This is a genomic window from Amycolatopsis sp. NPDC051106 (assembly GCF_040682775.1).
Lineage (GTDB): Bacteria > Actinomycetota > Actinomycetes > Mycobacteriales > Pseudonocardiaceae > Amycolatopsis.
Genome location: NZ_JBFBBQ010000007.1, coordinates 198,135 through 213,630 on the forward strand (window position 1 = coordinate 198,135; position 15,496 = coordinate 213,630).

Here is a 15,496-nt window from a genome sequence, read left to right on the forward strand (position 1 = left end):
AACGCGACAAGTACTGCGGGAGCTGCTGGTGACGGTCCGGGTTGCGGTGGACTTCGGGACGTCGAGCACCTGTGTCGTCGCCTCGGTGAACGGGCGCGATCCGCAGGTCGTGGTGATCGACGGCCAGCCGCTGATGTCCTCGGCGGTGTTCGCGGCCGCGGACGGCACGCTGTTCGTCGGCCAGGAGGCCGAGCGGCAGGCGGCCGTCGACCCGTCGCGGTACGAGCCGAACCCGAAGCGCCGGATCGACGAAGGCGAGCTGCTGCTCGGCGACAGCGTCCTGCGCGTCACCGACGTCGTGCACGCGGTGCTGGGCCGCGCGGTCGCCGAGGCGCGCCGCCTCGCCGGCGAGGCCGAGATCGACCTGCTGGTCCTGACCCACCCCGCGGACTGGGGCGCCATCCGCACCCGGCTGCTGCGGCAGGCGGCCGGCGGGCTGGCGCGCGAGGTCGCGCTGGTGCCCGAGCCGGTCGCGGCGGCGGTCTACCACGCGGCGACGTTCGCGCCGCAGGACGTGACGAACGACCGCACCGTCGAGTTCAGCGGCCGTCCCGGCGACGCGCTGGCGGTGCTGGACCTCGGCGGCGGCACGGTCGACGTCAGCGTGGTGCGGCGGCTGCCGCCGGACACCGCGCGCGACCGGGCCGGCCGTCCGCAGCGCGGCGGCTTCCAGGTGCTGGCCACCCGGGGCGATCCCGCCTTCGGCGGCGCGGACATCGACCAGGCGCTGCTGGAGCACGTCGGCGCGCTCGTGGCCGGCGCGGACCAGGACGCGTGGCGCCAGCTCGTCGAAGGCCGCGAGATGGTCGACCGGCGCCGCCGCCGCGTGTTGCGTCAAGACGTGCGGGGAGCCAAGGAAACGCTGTCGCGGCACGCCTACACCGACGTGCCGATGCCGCCGCCGTTCGCGGACGCGCACGTGACGCGTGAGGACTTGGAGCGGCTCATCACGGCGCCGCTGGGACGCGCGGTCGAGCTGACGGTCGCGGCCATCGGCGACGCCGGCCTGCGGCCGAAGCAGCTCACGGCGATCTTCCTGGTCGGCGGGTCGAGCCGGATCCCGATGATCTCGCGGCTGGTGCACGAACGCACCGGCGTCGTGCCGACGAGCCTCGACCAGCCCGAGACCGTGGTCGCGCGCGGCGCGCTGCGGGCGGTGCTGGTGGACCCGGACCGCACGGGCGCGCTGCCCGGCGAGGCGATGGCGCGGATGGGCGCGGTGCCCGGCGGCGCCCTCAACCCAGCGGCGCAGCGCACCGAGGTCGTCCGGCCCGGTGACGTCGCCCCGCGCCCCGGTGACGCGGGCCAGCGCCCGGCACCGCCGCGCACCCCGGCGCCCGTGCCGGGCACGCCCGCCAACGGGTTCCCGAACCGCGCGGCCCCGCCGCCGTCACCACCCCACGGACAGCCGGTGGCCCGGCCGCCGTGGACCCCGCCCGCCGGCCAGAACGCGCCGGGCGGCCCGGGCGGCCCGGGTGGCCAAGGCGGCCCGGGAGGCCCGCCCGGCAACCGTCCCGGCGCGCCGCCGGAGAAGAAGCCCGGCCGCGGGAAGCTCTGGGGGATCGTCGCCGGCGCCGTGGTCGTCGTGGCCGCGCTCGTCGTCACCGGGATCTTCGTGTTCGGCGACCCCGCCGGCCAGGCCGAGACCGGCCGGACGCTCTCGCAGTACGACTTCAAGTTCGTCTCGCCCGAGGACTGGGTGCAGACCGACGACCGGGTCGCCCAGCGCCAGGTCGTCATCCACCCGCAGGAGTCCCGGGAGGGCAACGACCTCCTCGTCGCCCAGGAATTCGTGATGGACTACGACGCGACCGCGGACCCGCAGAAGCTGGTGGACGAGCTCAAGGGGGAAGCGGACCGCGATCCCGACCACTACGGCGGGTTCAACCCGGCCCTGTCGTACGCGGGCAAGACCGTGATCGGCTACCACGAGATCAAGAAGGACCGGCCCGACCTCCAGGTCGACTGGTACGTCGTGGCCAAGGGCCGGATCCGGGTCCACGTCGGCTGCCAGTACGCCACCGCGCAGCTGCGCGACCGGGTCTCCGCCGCTTGCACGCAGGCCGTGCGCACGGTCGAGATCCTCAACTGAGAGACGAGGGCACGCCGTGCCGTCCGAAGAGTTCGAAAGCGCCGCGTCGGCCTTCCGGCGGGCCGGCGAAGACGCGGTGACGCACGCCCGGCGCGTGACCGGGAACGCGAAGGCGCGCAGCCGGCGCCACCACAGCGAGAACGTCGAACTGCTGAAGCGCAGCGGCCGCGGCACGAAGTCCGGCGACCCGACTCCCGGCACGCTGCGCGCCGCCGCCGAACGGTTCCGCCGCGCCCGCGGGCTGGCGGTCCCGGCGGTCCCGGATCCCGCCGATTCGGTTCCTTCGCGTTCGCAATCCTCCGCTCGTGCCCCTCGAACGGGTGATGAGGACGAAGACTTTTCCCAGATGCGAATCATGGGCCGCGATCGGTGAAGACGCCCGGCGATCGCTGTGCGTGTGCTAACCACGCTGGTGGAGAACACTTTTCCGGGTGACGCTTCGCTGGTTCGTGGCAGTTGCGGAATACGCGCGGCGATCGGTTCCCGGCGCGAGCGTTCCCGCAAGCAACTACTTGCGGGCAAAGCACGACACGGGGGAACCGGGCATGGCAATGTCTGCGTCGTAGGGCCGTACAAACGAACGAGCTTGGTACGGACAACCACTCTTCAGAAGGGGGTTCCAGCATGGCTGGATTCACCGGGACAGTTCAGCAGTTCACCGAGGCCGAGGGTCGTGTGACCGAGGTTCGCGCGGGCATGGACGCCAACCTGTCCACGCTGCGCGACCGCATCGAGGCCACCCGCGCCGGCTGGAAGGGCGAGGCCCAGAAGGCGTTCGACCACGTGATGATGCGCTTCGACGACGACGCTCGTCAGATGAACCAGGCCCTCCAGAAGATCGCGGAACTGCTCCGCGAGGCGGGCTCGAAGTACGAGCGCTCCGAGCAGCAGCAGCAGGAGATCCTGGGTGCCGTCAACCGCGGCTTCGACGCGCTCGGCTGAGCGTCGCACCGGAACTTTCCCTTTCATCCACCTGAACTTTCTCAGCACAGAAGGAGCGCACTATGCCCAGTGACGCCGGCATTGTCGTCAATTACGCCACCATCCGCGCCGCCGCGGACGACTGCCAGCAGACGGGTGGCGAGCTGCAGCAGGCGTTCGACCGCCTCAAGGACGACCTCAAGCCGCTGATCACCACCTGGTCCGGTTCCGCGAAGGAGCAGTACGACCAGGCCCAGCGCACCTGGGACCAGAAGTTCGAGGACCTGAAGCAGGTTCTGGCGCAGATCGCCGCCGCCCTGCCGCAGATCGCCGACGGTTACCAGCAGACCGACAGCGCCGTCGAAGGCCTGTTCTGAGCCGGTAGTCCCGGAAACCACGGCGGGCCCGCACTCCGGTGCGGGGCCCGCCGTTTTCGGTTTCTCCTACAGTCAAACGAAAACCTCAGTGCGGTGCGCCGACCTCGTACTCGGGCCGGTCGTTGAGGACCCGCACGGTCACCTTCTTGTCCTGCCCGCCGATCTTCACCGTGCAGTCGAACGTCGTGCCGTTTTCGGCGGCTTCGTTCGCCGGGCACTGCGCGTCCTTCACGTCCGGCTCGCCGTAGTTCTCGTTGAGGACCTTGACCACACCGTCCTCAAGGGACTGTTGCTCGAGCACGTTCCCGCGGAACGCGCCCAGCAGCCACGCGGCCCCGCCACCGACGACGAGCACCAGCACGACGGCTCCGGCGATCAGCAGCGGCTTCTTCGACTTCGGCTTCTTCGGCGGCTCCGCGGCGAACGCACCGAGACCGCCGTACTGCGTGGGCTGGAACCCGCCGCCGTACGGCTGTTGCCCGGACGACTGTCCGGAAGGCTGGGGTGCCGGCCACCCGCCACCGGGCGTGCCCGGCTGCGACGGCGTCGGCTGGGACGGCGGCTGCCACGGCCCACCGGCGGGCTGACCCGGCTGCCACGGCCCCGAAAACGACCCGCTCGTGCCGGGCTGCTGCTGCGCCGGGTTCCACTGGCCGGTGTAGGAACCCGAAGCCGCGCCCGGGTCCGCGTTCTGCTGCCACTGCCCGGCGTGCGGGCCGGTCGCCTGCTGTTCGGGTTGCCAGGCGCCCGGCTGCCGAGGCGGGTTCGCCGGCGGCTGCCACCACTGCGGCTGCTGCGGGCCGGGGGGCTGGGGCGGCTGGGGCGGCTGGGTCATCGGAGGTCACCTCGCGTCGTGGCCACGGTTCAGCTGCCCTGCGCTTCGCCGAGCCGGCGGTAGAAGTCGTCCATGGCGGCCCGGTCGGGCAGCACCGTGATCTGCGCCGCGTCCGGCAGCTTCGGCATGTCCTGCAGGCTGGCCTTGCCGGTGAACCGGAAGTCGTACTTGAGCTCCAGCTGGTGGCCGTCGCCGGAGAACTTGGCGTCCATCACGAACGAGACCAGGCTGCCGTCCGGGTTCAGCGTGATCGTGGTCGGCACCATGGCCTTCTTCAGCTCCGACCCGACCTGGCTCACGATGCTCTGCGGCAGGATCTCGACCTTGTTCTTGACGAAGATCTCGAACGGCACGTTGACCGTCAGCGCGGTCTTCCCGTCGCCGAGGCTCTTGGCGCCGCGGACCGCGCGCTTGTCGGCCTTGTAGGCGTCCACGGTCGAGTCCGCCATCCGGCACGGGGTCAGCACCCCGCCCCAGGCGCACGGCAGGATCAGGCCGGCCTCGGGCTTCGGCATCGACACCCACGCCGTCGGCGAGACGCCCTTCTGGACGTACATCGGGCCGAGGTAGGTGTACTCGACCGCGCCGTCGGCCGGCGTGTACGTGTCGATGATCTCGTCGGGGTTCTTCTGCGACCGGTGCCGCACCGCGCGGCTCTCCGGGCTGCCGGTGCGGGCCGACGTCACGGTGCTGTGGATCCACTTGTCGTCGAACTTGAAGTAGGCGTCCAGCGAGTTGGTGACGTCGCGCGTGTCGGTGATGGCGTCCCCGAGCTTGCCGATGACCTGCTCGAACTTGCCGCCGACGTAGTCCGCCGCGTCGTCGCCCTTCGGCAGGGCGGTACCGGCCTTGGCCGTGCCGCAGGCGCTGACCAGGGCCAGGACGGCAGCCAGGACGAAGATCGCCGTCGGTCGTTTCCTCATCGCCGTCCCCTGCTCGACTGGGCCCGTGTTCCCGCGCCCCGGATCGTCTCATCCTCGCGTGTCGGGGCGGCGCGTGCAGGCACTTCGGCGGGAAAACCGGGTAGAGTCGCGCCGGGCCGGAACTGTTCCGGCCCCTGGACCCACCCCCGATGCGTGGCCGCGGTGGACGTGGGGGTATCTTCATATGTCGTTGTGCGTTGCGGCGCATCAGCGCGCTAGGCCCGCACAGAACCCACACGCAATGTTGACGACGAGGTAGACCCTTGCCCACGTACAGCCCCAAGCCCGGCGACGTCACTCGTGCCTGGCACGTGATCGACGCCGAGGATGTCGTGCTCGGCCGGCTCGCGACCGAGGTCGCCACGCTGCTGCGCGGCAAGCACAAGCCGACCTACGCCCCGCACGTGGACACCGGTGACTTCGTCATCATCGTCAACGCCGAGAAGGTCGCGCTCACCGGAAACAAGCGCGAACAGAAGTTCGCGTACCGGCACAGCGGTTACCCGGGCGGTCTGCGGAAGCGCTCGTTCGGCGAGCTGCTCGACACCAAGCCCGAGCACCTGCTCGAGAAGGTCGTCAAGGGCATGCTGCCGAAGAACAAGCTCGGCCGTGCCCAGGCGAAGAAGCTGAAGGTCTACGCCGGCCCGCAGCACCCGCACACCGCGCAGCAGCCGCAGGTGCGCGAGATCACCAAGATCGCGCAGGTCGCGCAGTGAGTGAGGAACAGTCTGTGACCAGCACCGAGCCCGAGACCGCCGAGGTCACGACCGAGGCGACCGAGACCGGCGCCGTCGAGACCAGCGAGACCCCCGAGACCCCCGCCGCCACCAGCGAGACGCCGGTCGCGACGAGCGAGACCCCGGTGGCGACCAGCGAGTCCGCCGCCGCCCCGCGTCCGTCGCGTGCCGCCGGCGGCAACGCGCAGACGGTCGGCCGCCGCAAGGAAGCCGTCGTCCGCGTGCGTGTCGTTCCCGGCACCGGGCAGTTCAAGCTCAACGGCCGCACCCTCGAGGAGTACTTCCCGAACAAGGTGCACCAGCAGCTCATCAAGGACCCGCTGGTCCTGGTCGAGAAGCCGGACTCGTTCGACATCTTCGCCAACCTGCACGGTGGCGGCGTTTCGGGCCAGGCGGGCGCGCTGCGTCTCGCGATCGCCCGTGCGCTCATCGAGGTCGACGCCGATGACCGCCCGGCCCTCAAGAAGGCCGGCTTCCTGACCCGTGACGCGCGCGCCACGGAGCGGAAGAAGTACGGCCTCAAGAAGGCCCGCAAGGCCCCGCAGTACAGCAAGCGCTGATCGCGCCTCTGGCGCAACCCACCGGAGCGCCCATCCGTCCATCGGATGGGCGCTCCGGCGTTTTTCCCGGGGTTACCAGTCCGGCCGAAAGCACATCCAGGGGTAGCGCGGCCCGGGAGGGTCGCTACGTTGTCGTGGTCGGTTGCGCTGCCGCAGCCGCACTGAGGAGGTCGATCGATGGCACGCCTGTTCGGTACCGACGGGGTCCGTGGCCTGGCGAACGCCGAGCTGACGCCCGAGCTGGCGCTGGCGCTGGCGGCCAGCGCCGCCCGCGTGCTCGCCGCGCACGACCGCTCGCACCGGCCGGTCGCGGTCGTCGGCCGCGATCCGCGCGCCAGCGGCGAGATGCTCGAGGCCGCCGTCGTGGCGGGCCTCACCTCCGCGGGGGCCGACGTGCTCCGCGTCGGCGTGCTGCCGACGCCGGCCGTCGCCTACCTGGTCGGCTCGCTCGAAGCCGACCTCGGCGTGATGATCTCCGCGTCGCACAACCCGATGCCCGACAACGGCATCAAGCTCTTCGCCGCGGGCGGGCACAAGCTCCCCGACGGCATCGAGGACGAGATCGAAGCCGGCCTCGCCGCCGGCAAGGTCCGCCCGACCGGCGCCGGCGTGGGCCGCGTCCACGACGTCGACGACGCCCTCGACCGCTACGCCACCCACCTGCTCGGCGCCACGCCGCACTCGCTCGCCGGGCTGAAGGTCGTCGTCGACTGCGCGAACGGCGCGTCGTCGGCCGCCGCGCCCGAGGTCTACCGCCGCGCCGGCGCCGAGGTCGTCGCGCTGTACGCGGAGCCGGACGGCGTCAACATCAACGAGCACTGCGGCTCGAACCACCCCGACAAGCTGCGCGAGGCGGTCGTCAAGCACGGCGCCGACCTCGGCATCGCCCACGACGGCGACGCCGACCGCTGCGTGGCCGTCGACTCCGCCGGCGAGCTGGTGGACGGCGACCAGATCATGGCGGTGCTCGCGCTCGCGTTCGCCGAGTCCGGCGAGCTGGTCAAGGACACGCTGGTCGCGACCGTGATGAGCAACCTCGGCCTGCACCTGGCGATGAAGGCCCACGGCATCGCGGTCGTCACGACGGCGGTCGGCGACCGGTACGTCCTCGAGGAGCTGCGCGCGAGCGGCTTCGCCCTGGGCGGCGAGCAGTCCGGCCACGTCGTGCTGCCGGCGCACGCCACCACCGGCGACGGCCTGCTCACGGCGCTGCGCCTGATGAGCCGCATGGCCGAGACGGGCAAGTCCCTCGAAGACCTGGCGGCCGTGATGAACCGGCTGCCGCAGGTCCTGGTGAACGTCCCGGTCGCGGACAAGGCGGCGGTGGCCGTCTCGTCCGAGGTCCGCGACGCCGTCGTCGAGGTCGAGGCCGAGCTGGGCGAGGAGGGCCGGGTGCTGCTGCGCCCGTCCGGCACCGAGCAGCTGGTCCGCGTGATGGTGGAGGCCACGGCGCAGGCCACGGCGCAGGCCGCGGCCGACCGCCTGGCGGGCGTCGTCTCAGCGGTTTCCTGATTCGAGGGTGACCACGGCCTTCGCCAGGCCGTGGAACACCGGGTGGGTCTTCCACGTCACTTCGCCCACCCGGCAGCCGCCGTCGAGGAGCTTCGCCAACGCGCCGAGGGCGATTTCGCCCTCGGCCAGCGCGACCCCCGAACCCGGGCAGGCGTGCCGGCCCAGGCCGAACGGGAGCCCGTCGGCCAGCGACACCGCCACCGGGCCGTCCGCTCCGAAGCGCAGGACGTACCGGGCCGGGCAGATCGACGTCACCAGCTCGCGGACCCGCACCGGAGACGCCGAGGAAGCCAGCTCCAGCCCGGCGCAGGCCAGGAAGTTCAGCGAGTTCTCGTAGGCGGCGTGCGCCAGCACCACCGGGTTGAGCATCAGCTCGTCCTCCTCGAGCCGGCCGGCCGCGTGGGCCTCCCGCAGCGCCGTCAGGCCGCCCGGCCCGGCCGGTGCCCGGCTCAGCTGCACCGCGAGCCGGAACGCCGACGCCTGCCCCGCCCGGTCGGCGCCGCCGAAGACGTCGAGGTTCGCCGTCGTCTTCTCCAGGTGGTCCAGGAAGACGTCGTCGAGCGGCACCCCCAGCACCGCCGACGTCACCGCGCCCGCCACCGGCCGCGCGAAGTCGCGCACGAGGTCGAACGACGATCCCAGCTCGGCAACCACGGCTTCGATCGCCGCGAGCACCGAGCCGGGCAGCGGTTCCAGTCCGGCGATGATCTCCCGCAGCACCCCGCGCACCCGGGTGTGACCCGCGCCGTCGCGCAGCAGCACGCTCGGCGAGCCGCCACCGGGATCGGACGTCAGATCGGGGGACCGCAGGGCGTGCACGCACGCGTCGCGGCCGGAGACCAGGCCGATCCCGTGCCGCTCGAACTCGTCCATCGCCTGCCCACGGTAGGGCAGGATGAGCGCGTGCCGCCCGCAGACGTCCCGGAAGAGGTCCTGGCCACCCCGTTCACGGACCACCTGCTCCGCAACGCCGCCGAAGACCGCCCCGCGTTCACGTGCCGCACCTTCCCGGGTCCCGTCGACCACACCCTGAGCTGGCCCCAGGTGCTCGACCGCGTCCGCGGCGTCGCGCGCGAGCTGCGCCGCTTCACCCGGCCGGGTGACCGCGTGGCGATCGTCGCCCGCCAGGACCTCGGGTACGTCGTCGCCTTCCTCGGCACGCTCTACGCGGGGCTCGTCGCGATGCCGCTGTCCGTCCCGACCGGCCGCACGCACCGCGCCCGGCTCGAGTCGGCCTTCGCGGACGCGGTGCCGACGGTGTGCCTGACCTCCAAGAACCTGCTGGAGAGCACGGCCTCGCTGGCGTCGTGCCCGGACGTCGTGCTGGCCATCGAGGACATCGAGCCCGACGACGCCGAGCCGCCCGCCGAGGTGGCGATGACCGATCCGGCGTACCTGCAGTACACGTCGGGCTCGACGCGCCGCCCGGCCGGCGCGGTGATCTCGCACCGCGCGCTGGTGGCCGCCTGCTGGCAGACCACCGAGTGCTACCACGCCGACGCGTCGACCCACCTCGCCGGCTGGGTGCCGTTCTTCCACGACATGGGGCTCGTGCTGCTCGTCGGCACGCCCGTGTTCCTCGGCGCGCACTCGGTGTTCTTCACGCCGATGGAGTTCGTGCGCGACCCGCTGCGCTGGATCCGGCTGCTTGCCGAGCACCCCGGGGCGATCACCGCCGCGCCGAACTTCGCCTTCGACCTGGCCGCGGAGGCGGCGGGGGAGCTGGCTGACGCCGACCTCTCGCACGTCAACTCCATGCTCAACGGCAGCGAGCCGATCCGCGCGGCCACCCTCGGCACCTTCGCTCGCGCCTTCGCGCCGTTCGGGCTGCCGTACACCGCGCTCAAGCCGTGCTACGGCCTGGCCGAGGCGACGGTGTTCGTCGCGAGTGCGGGCGACGAAGGCCCGACGGTGACGACGTTCGACGGGCGGGAGCTGGTCTCGGTGGGCCGCCCGTACGGCCAGCGGGTCCGAATTGTCGACAAAGAGATCTGGGTGTCCGGCCCCAACGTCGCGGACGGCTACTGGGGACAGAAAGGCACCTTCGCCGAAGACGGCTGGCTCCGCACCGGCGACCTCGGCTTCGTCCACGACGGCTTGCTGTACGTCACCGGGCGGCTCAAGGACCTGATCATCGTCGACGGCCGCAACCACCACCCGCAGGACATCGAGGCCACGGTCGAAGCCGCGCACCCGCACGTCCGGGCCGGGCGCGTCGCCGCGTTCGCGGTGCGGGACAGCCTCGGGGAAGGCGTGGCCGTGGTCGTCGGCTGCACCGGCCACGACGGCGTCGAGACGGCCGTCCGGCGGGCCGTGTCCGCGGGCCACGACCTGCCGCTGCGCGCCCTCTGGCTGGTCCCGCCGGGCGCGGTGCCGCGGACTTCGAGCGGCAAGGTGTCCCGCGCCGCCGCCCGCGACCGCTGGTGGGGCGAGAATGGGCGCCATGACTGACCCGGCCGCCGCCCACACCGACGAGATCCGGAAGATCGTCTGCACGGCGCTGCAGCTCCCGCCCGAGCGGCTGACCGACACGACGCCGTTCGACGACATCGGCATGACGTCCCGCCAGCGCGTCCAGCTGCTCGCGCGGGTCGAGGTGCGCTACGGCGTCTCCGTCGACCTGGACGAGCTCGACCGGCTCGTCGACGTCCGCGGCGTCGCCGAAGTCATTTCCGAGGCGCTCGCCGCGCAGCACCCCACCGGGTGAGTGCACTTGGGCAAAGCCCAGGTCGGCCGGTCGGCCGAACGCTAGACTCTGTGTGCATCTGCGACGGCACCGAACGACGTCCGGGTGCGTCACAGTCTTGACACCCGGAACAAGGGGCTGTGGAGCGAAGGGGGCAAGCCGACCATGCCAAACGGTTACGAAGCGAGTTCTGAGGCGATGACGCGGGCGCAGATCCGCCTCAACGACGTCGCGGACGACCCGGCCGCCGAGGCCAAGAAGGTCGCGCCCACCGAAATCGCCCAGGTGGACTTCGGCCGCGTCCACGGTGAGGGTTACGGCAAGTACAAATCCGGGATCGACGAGATCGGCGCGGGCATGACCGGGCTGTCGAACGCGCTGATGAACCTCGGCAGCGGGATCGGCACGGCCGGCTCCAAGTACTCCGCGCAGGAGTCGCACGCCGGTGCGCAGGCCAATGCGGCGGGGAGCAAGTAATGGCGGACTGGGCCGAAATCAAGAAGATCCTCGATGACCCGAACGTCTCCATGGAGACGAAGACGGAACTCATGGAGGAGTACGACCGCAACACCTTCAACTTCAACGAAGAAGAAGAGAAGTACGCCAAGGAGTACATCGAAAGCTACTCCGACGGCGGCGGTGGCTACGACGTCTTCGATTCCAACGACACCGACGAGATCGTCGCACGGGCGAAGCAGGAGTCGCAGGCCAAGGGCAAGGAACAGCAGGCACAGACCGACCGCAAGAACACGGCGAAGAAGAACCTCGACGGAATCGCGACGCCCACGCTGGGGGCCGGCGCGAAGACTTCCGACGAAATGCTCGACCAGGGCAACGTCACGGTCGACTTCCTGGTGCAGTGGACCGACGAGATCTGGAACAAGATCAAGGGCGGGTCCGGCCACATCGATTCGCAGAAGGACCTCAAGGACAAGTTCCACGAGAACCGCGGCATCCAGTTCCAGAAGTTCCTCACCGAGGCCGACGACCTCGCCAAGGCGCACAAGGTCGTCGAAGACTCGCTGAGCAAGAGCGACACCGAGCTCCAGACCCTCTTCGGGGAGTGGAAGGGCAAGGGCGCGAACGCGGCGGAGATCAAGTACGACGAGACGATCAAGCCGCACGCCAAGGAGCTCTCGCAGCAGATCGACGGCGCCGCGAAGCTGATCCCGCAGACCGTGACGCACGTCTACGACGCCGTCAAGAAGAAGGTCGACGAGGTCCTGCAGCTGCACCGCACGACGATCGCCCAGGCCGACATCACCATGGCCCGGGACGTCCTCAAGATCGCGAACGGCGAGACCGAGGAGTTCGACGACTTCATGAAGGTCGCCGGCTGGGTCGACGCCGTCAACGCGAAGAACGGCAACCAGACGAACCTCGCCGAGCGGCTGCAGAACGACGACTGCGGCTTCAACGACGAGAACAAGGAGTACGGCCGCAACGTCTGCCGCTACTGGCGCGACGGCGCGTTCTCGACCGAGTACCAGGGCCTGATCAACGCCTTCAACGGCTCCTGCAAGTCCGCCAAGGACACGATCGACCAGCAGTTCGGCGCGCTCGCGCGGTTCATGGACGGCTACCGCAACCAGCTCACCGAGGCCAAGAGCGACGGCAAGGGCACCGACGACGGCGGTGGCAAGGAGAACTCCGGCGGCCCCGGCAAGAACGACAACGGCGGCGGTACGGGCGGCGGCACCGGGGGCGGGACCGGCGGCGGCACGGGCGGGGGTACCGGCGGCGGGGGCACCACGACACCGTCGGCGGTCGAGCCGCCCACGGCCGAGGACCCGGCGAAGCCCGAGGACGGCAAGAACCCGATCACCGGCAAGCCCCTCGAAGTCGACCCGGACACCGGCAAGCCGTACCCGATCGACCCGACGACCGGTGAAGCCATCAAGGACACCGACGACACCGACACGGTGTCGGTCAAGAAGGGCGACAACACGATCGAGATGTCCGAGCCCGACAAGGAGGGCAAGCAGGACATCTCCGTGGACGACGGCCACGGCACCAAGAAGGACTACCACCTCGACTGGGGTGACGACGACAAGGCCGAAGCCGGCAAGGACGGCAAGGACGGCGCCAAGGCTGACGGCAGCGGCTTCGGCCCGCAGGGCGCGCAGCAGGGGGCGGTCAAGGACGGGCAGCCCTCCGCCGACGGCAGCTACAAGCCGGGTCCCGACGGCAAGATCCACATCAAGGACGGCAACCTCGAGATCACGGCCGAGCGGCCGGAGGGGCCCGACGGCCCGACGATCGTGACCGTCGACGACGGCAAGGGCGAGCCGACGACGTACACGCTCGACGAGAAGGACGACCCCAAGGCGAGCGACCTCAAGACCGATCCCGCGTCGACCGACGGCAGCAGCTCCGCGATCCGGCACGACGCGGACGCGGAATCGCCGCTGACGAAGGACCCGGCGCCGGCCAACCCGGACCCGGCCTTCACGCAGGGCGCGGCGGCTTCGGCCGGGGGCGGCTTCACCACTCCCGGAGGCCAGGACTTCTCCGGTGACTTCGGCGGCAGCGTCGGCGCGGAACCCGCGATGGCGACGGCCGACGCGGGAGTCGGCGGCGGTGACTCCGGCGTGGCCGGCGGTGGCGGCGGTGACTCGACGACGACGGCCGGGGCGAGCGACTTCGGGTCCGCCGTCACGGGCGGCGGGTCGGCGGACTTCGCCGGCGCCGTGTCGCTGGACCCCGGCGCGCAGACGGGCAGCGACGCGTCGATGCCGATGTCCGACGGCGGCGGGCTCGGCGCGACCCCGGTCGACCCGGGTATGCACCAGGCCGCCGCGAGCTCGTCCGGCGGGATGAGCGGCATGGGCGGCATGGGCATGATGGGGGGCATGGGTGGCGCGCCGGGCGGCGGTGGTGGCGGCGACCAGCAGCGCGGGCCCAGCCAGTACCGCATCGAGGGCGGCGTCTTCGAAACGAGCGGCGCCAAGGGCCGGATCAGCGGTTCGCTGGACGACGAGGGTGACCGTTCGATCCGGTACGACCGGTGACGAGGGCTGAGGAGGGCCGATGAGCAGCGCCGAAGACCGGTACCGCGCGGCGATCTCGACGATGGACGCCGCGGCTCGCGAGCAGGACGAGCAGCGGGGCCTGCGCGAGCGCCGGGTCGCGGAGGCCGAGACGCAGGCCCGTGAGGGGCTGAAGAACGAGCTCGCCGCCGCGCAGAAGTACGCCGAGCACATGGACGAGCTCAACAAGCGCAAGCAGAGCGCGGGCGGCTGGGCGACGGAGAAGACGCTGGCCGACAAGGGCCGCGAGTCGCTGATGGAGTTCGGCGTCGAGGACGAGGAAGCGGACACCGGCCGCACGCCGTACCCGACGCCGAGCTACGGGATCCCGATGCCCGCGGCCGTGGCGCCCCAACCGGTGCCGGAACCGCCCGCGCCGCCGGCGCCGGAGTCGCCGAAGCGGGGCCGGCACGCGCGTCCGGTGGAAGACGAGGACGACTTCTCCAGCACCAGCTGGCTGGTCTGAGTTCCTTCGGAAGGGCCCGGCTCCGGCCGGGCCCTTTTCGCGTCAGTGCGCGGGTTCTTCTTCGCGCTCGATCGGGGCGCGCTTGACGTCGGCTTCCAGCAGGGGCCGGTACTTGTCCGTGCCGGTCAGGTGCGTCAGGAAGAAGGCGGTGAACAGCGCGCGCGTGAGCTGCTGCGTCTTGCGGTGCGGCTTGCCGTGCATGATCAGCTGCGACCAGTGCCGGCCTTCGGTGACGCCCAGGTGGGTCGACTTGCCGAGGGTGCGCAGCTGGACGTCTTCGCCGCCCCAGGCGTCCGTGATGGCCTCGGCGTGCCCGACCTTCGGGGCGACGAGGTCCTCCTCGGCGGCGAGGTGCAGGCCGGGGACGGTGATGACCTTCGCCGACTCGGTGGCGGGCGGCAGCGTCTGGGCGGCGGCGATGGTCGCGACGGCCTTGATCCGCGGGTGCTCAGCCCGGGCGTCCTGGGCCGCGGCGAGGACGGCGGAGCCACCGCCGGTCGAATGCCCGGCGAGGCCGAGCTTGGCCGGGTCGACGCTGATGCCGTCCGGCCCGAGCCGCACGGTCGTGACGACGTCGAGGGTGGTCAGCAGGTCGGCGGCGAGCAGCCGGTGCGACGGCAGCGGACCCCGCTGGGTCGCGGGCGCGGCGGCGACGATGCCCCAGCTGGCGAGGTGGTGCAGCAGCTGCCGGTACCGATCGGGCGGCTGCAGCCACCCGTGCCCGAAGGCCACGGCGGGGAGCCCCAGCCCGGCGCGCGGCGTGAACACCACGCCGGGCAGCCCGACCAGGGCGAGGTTGCCGCGAAGGACCTCGTGCGGACCCGGGTGCGTCAACTCCGCGAGCAGCTGCTTGGGCTTGCTGGCCATGGCGGGAACCCTACTGTGCGCGCCCCGCCCCGGCTCGCCCGCCGCTCCGGCGCGCCGTCCGCTTCGCTCCCCGGCCGCTTCGGCTCGGCCTGCTGACGAGGTCACCGCCGAGGTCATGAACGGGTCGTTCACCACGCCAGGCGAGGTGAACGACGCTTTCACGCCATCCGGCGACCGGCGCACGATCGTTGGGCGCGTGCCCGGAGGGTCGACTCGCGTACCTGGACAGTCGGTTCGCGTACCTGGACGGTCGGCTTGCGTACCCGACCAGTCGGCTTGCGTACCTGGAGGGTCGGCTTGCGTACCCGGACAGTCGGTTCGCGTACCCAGACAGTCGGTTCGCGTGCCTGGAGGGTCGGCTTGCGTACCCGGACGGTCGGTTCGCGTACCTGGACAGTCGGTTCGTGTTCGGCCGCCGGTCTTCCGGGCCGGCCAGAGCGCCCCAATGTGGCCTTCGGTGCGTCTGACGCACCGAAGGCCGCCTTGGGTGC

The 15,496-nt window shown here is 71.5% G+C and carries 16 protein-coding genes; 12 read left to right on the forward strand and 4 right to left on the reverse strand.

Going from position 1 to position 15,496, the window contains the following annotated elements:
• Positions 1–28 precede the first annotated feature (28 nt).
• The 4 genes from AB0M83_RS08805 (at position 29) to AB0M83_RS08820 (ending at position 3,390) form a co-directional block, all read left to right on the forward strand.
• Positions 29–2,092: a type VII secretion-associated protein gene (locus AB0M83_RS08805; protein ID WP_364514523.1), complete on the forward strand. Its 2,064-nt coding sequence runs from the start codon at positions 29–31 to the stop codon at positions 2,090–2,092.
• Positions 2,093–2,108: 16 nt separating this feature from the next.
• Positions 2,109–2,465, forward strand: coding sequence for a hypothetical protein (locus AB0M83_RS08810; protein ID WP_364514526.1), 357 nt, complete (start codon positions 2,109–2,111; stop codon positions 2,463–2,465).
• A gap of 251 nt (positions 2,466–2,716) precedes the next feature.
• A complete protein-coding gene (locus AB0M83_RS08815) occupies positions 2,717–3,034 on the forward strand; it encodes a WXG100 family type VII secretion target (protein WP_364514528.1) in 318 nt (105 codons plus the stop codon).
• A 62-nt stretch (positions 3,035–3,096) separates the two neighbouring features.
• Complete coding sequence (locus AB0M83_RS08820) at positions 3,097–3,390, forward strand: WXG100 family type VII secretion target (RefSeq protein ID WP_364514531.1); 294 nt, start codon at positions 3,097–3,099, stop codon at positions 3,388–3,390.
• An 85-nt stretch (positions 3,391–3,475) separates the two neighbouring features.
• Here the strand turns inward: AB0M83_RS08820 and AB0M83_RS08825 are convergent, their stop codons facing one another.
• A complete protein-coding gene (locus tag AB0M83_RS08825; RefSeq protein WP_364514534.1) occupies positions 3,476–4,225 on the reverse strand; it encodes a DUF4333 domain-containing protein in 750 nt (249 codons plus the stop codon).
• 29 nt (positions 4,226–4,254) lie between these two features.
• Complete coding sequence (locus AB0M83_RS08830) at positions 4,255–5,148, reverse strand: hypothetical protein (protein WP_364514537.1); 894 nt, start codon at positions 5,146–5,148, stop codon at positions 4,255–4,257.
• A gap of 263 nt (positions 5,149–5,411) precedes the next feature.
• Between AB0M83_RS08830 and rplM the strand changes: the two genes are divergently transcribed.
• The 3 genes from rplM (at position 5,412) to glmM (ending at position 7,957) form a co-directional block, all read left to right on the forward strand.
• Entirely contained in the window at positions 5,412–5,864 is a 453-nt protein-coding gene (gene rplM, locus AB0M83_RS08835) for a 50S ribosomal protein L13 (RefSeq protein ID WP_284745421.1), read from the forward strand.
• 146 nt (positions 5,865–6,010) lie between these two features.
• Entirely contained in the window at positions 6,011–6,445 is a 435-nt protein-coding gene (rpsI, locus tag AB0M83_RS08840; protein WP_364514586.1) for a 30S ribosomal protein S9, read from the forward strand.
• A 177-nt stretch (positions 6,446–6,622) separates the two neighbouring features.
• Entirely contained in the window at positions 6,623–7,957 is a 1,335-nt protein-coding gene (glmM, locus tag AB0M83_RS08845) for a phosphoglucosamine mutase (protein ID WP_364514540.1), read from the forward strand.
• Here glmM and AB0M83_RS08850 read toward each other — a convergent pair.
• Positions 7,943–8,830, reverse strand: a complete 888-nt coding sequence (locus tag AB0M83_RS08850) for a cytochrome P450 (RefSeq protein ID WP_364514543.1) — start codon at positions 8,828–8,830, stop codon at positions 7,943–7,945. The genes glmM and AB0M83_RS08850 overlap by 15 nt on opposite strands.
• 30 nt (positions 8,831–8,860) lie before the next feature.
• Between AB0M83_RS08850 and AB0M83_RS08855 the strand changes: the two genes are divergently transcribed.
• From AB0M83_RS08855 to AB0M83_RS08875, 5 genes are all read left to right on the forward strand, one after another.
• On the forward strand, positions 8,861–10,408 hold the full coding sequence (locus AB0M83_RS08855; protein WP_364514546.1) for a fatty acyl-AMP ligase: 1,548 nt from the start codon (positions 8,861–8,863) through the stop codon (positions 10,406–10,408).
• Positions 10,401–10,664: an acyl carrier protein gene (locus AB0M83_RS08860; RefSeq protein ID WP_364514549.1), complete on the forward strand. Its 264-nt coding sequence runs from the start codon at positions 10,401–10,403 to the stop codon at positions 10,662–10,664. Before AB0M83_RS08855 ends, AB0M83_RS08860 begins: the two co-directional genes overlap by 8 nt.
• Positions 10,665–10,841: 177 nt before the next feature.
• The gene (locus tag AB0M83_RS08865; RefSeq protein WP_364514552.1) at positions 10,842–11,120 is read left to right on the forward strand and encodes a hypothetical protein; all 279 of its coding nucleotides are present in this window, start codon (positions 10,842–10,844) and stop codon (positions 11,118–11,120) included.
• Positions 11,120–13,654: a WXG100 family type VII secretion target gene (locus AB0M83_RS08870; RefSeq protein ID WP_364514555.1), complete on the forward strand. Its 2,535-nt coding sequence runs from the start codon at positions 11,120–11,122 to the stop codon at positions 13,652–13,654. Before AB0M83_RS08865 ends, AB0M83_RS08870 begins: the two co-directional genes overlap by 1 nt.
• 19 nt (positions 13,655–13,673) lie before the next feature.
• On the forward strand, positions 13,674–14,138 hold the full coding sequence (locus AB0M83_RS08875) for a hypothetical protein (RefSeq protein WP_364514558.1): 465 nt from the start codon (positions 13,674–13,676) through the stop codon (positions 14,136–14,138).
• 42 nt (positions 14,139–14,180) lie between these two features.
• Here the strand turns inward: AB0M83_RS08875 and AB0M83_RS08880 are convergent, their stop codons facing one another.
• Complete coding sequence (locus tag AB0M83_RS08880; RefSeq protein ID WP_364514561.1) at positions 14,181–15,005, reverse strand: alpha/beta hydrolase; 825 nt, start codon at positions 15,003–15,005, stop codon at positions 14,181–14,183.
• Positions 15,006–15,496 lie beyond the last annotated feature (491 nt).